1 rRNA gene is annotated in these 1534 nt (G+C 56.6%); it reads left to right on the top strand.

Annotated features, from left to right (window positions below):
* Positions 1-1512: ribosomal RNA gene (locus tag ACFYXH_RS42465) — 23S ribosomal RNA — on the top strand; the annotation flags it as partial.
* Between the last annotated feature and the right edge of the window lie 22 nt (positions 1513-1534).

The raw sequence follows: 1534 nt of genomic DNA on the forward strand, positions 1-1534 counted from the left end.
GGCCCAAGGTGGTAGTAGGTAAGCGATGGGGTGACGCAGGAAGGTAGTCCAGCCCGGGCGGTGGTTGTCCCGGGGTAAGGGTGTAGGCCGTGTGATAGGCAAATCCGTCACACATTAAGGCTGAGACCTGATGCCGAGCCGATTGTGGTGAAGTGGATGATCCTATGCTGTCGAGAAAAGCCTCTAGCGAGTTTCATGGCGGCCCGTACCCTAAACCGACTCAGGTGGTCAGGTAGAGAATACCGAGGCGTTCGGGTGAACTATGGTTAAGGAACTCGGCAAAATGCCCCCGTAACTTCGGGAGAAGGGGGGCCATCACCGGTGACGGCATTTACTGCCAGAGCTGGGGGTGGCCGCAGAGACCAGCGAGAAGCGACTGTTTACTAAAAACACAGGTCCGTGCGAAGCCGTAAGGCGATGTATACGGACTGACGCCTGCCCGGTGCTGGAACGTTAAGGGGACCGGTTAGTCACATTTCGGTGTGGCGAAGCTGAGAACTTAAGCGCCAGTAAACGGCGGTGGTAACTATAACCATCCTAAGGTAGCGAAATTCCTTGTCGGGTAAGTTCCGACCTGCACGAATGGCGTAACGACTTCTCGACTGTCTCAACCATAGGCCCGGTGAAATTGCACTACGAGTAAAGATGCTCGTTTCGCGCAGCAGGACGGAAAGACCCCGGGACCTTTACTACAGTTTGATATTGGTGTTCGGTTCGGCTTGTGTAGGATAGGTGGGAGACTGTGAACTCTGGACGCCAGTTCAGGGGGAGTCGTCGTTGAAATACCACTCTGGTCGTGCTGGATGTCTAACCTGGGTCCGTGATCCGGATCAGGGACAGTGTCTGATGGGTAGTTTAACTGGGGCGGTTGCCTCCCAAAGAGTAACGGAGGCGCCCAAAGGTTCCCTCAGCCTGGTTGGCAATCAGGTGTTGAGTGTAAGTGCACAAGGGAGCTTGACTGTGAGACCGACGGGTCGAGCAGGGACGAAAGTCGGGACTAGTGATCCGGCGGTGGCTTGTGGAAGCGCCGTCGCTCAACGGATAAAAGGTACCCCGGGGATAACAGGCTGATCTTCCCCAAGAGTCCATATCGACGGGATGGTTTGGCACCTCGATGTCGGCTCGTCGCATCCTGGGGCTGGAGTCGGTCCCAAGGGTTGGGCTGTTCGCCCATTAAAGCGGTACGCGAGCTGGGTTTAGAACGTCGTGAGACAGTTCGGTCCCTATCCGCTGTGCGCGTAGGAGTCTTGAGAAGGGCTGTCCCTAGTACGAGAGGACCGGGACGGACGAACCTCTGGTGTGCCAGTTGTCCTGCCAAGGGCATGGCTGGTTGGCTACGTTCGGAAAGGATAACCGCTGAAAGCATCTAAGCGGGAAGCCTGCTTCGAGATGAGGACTCCCACCCCCTTGAGGGGTTAAGGCTCCCAGTAGACGACTGGGTTGATAGGCCAGATGTGGAAGCCGGGCAACCGGTGAAGCTGACTGGTACTAATAGGCCGAGGGCTTGTCCTCAGTTGCTCGCGTCCACTGTGTT

Source organism: Streptomyces sp. NPDC002730 (assembly GCF_042888805.1).
GTDB lineage: Bacteria > Actinomycetota > Actinomycetes > Streptomycetales > Streptomycetaceae > Streptomyces.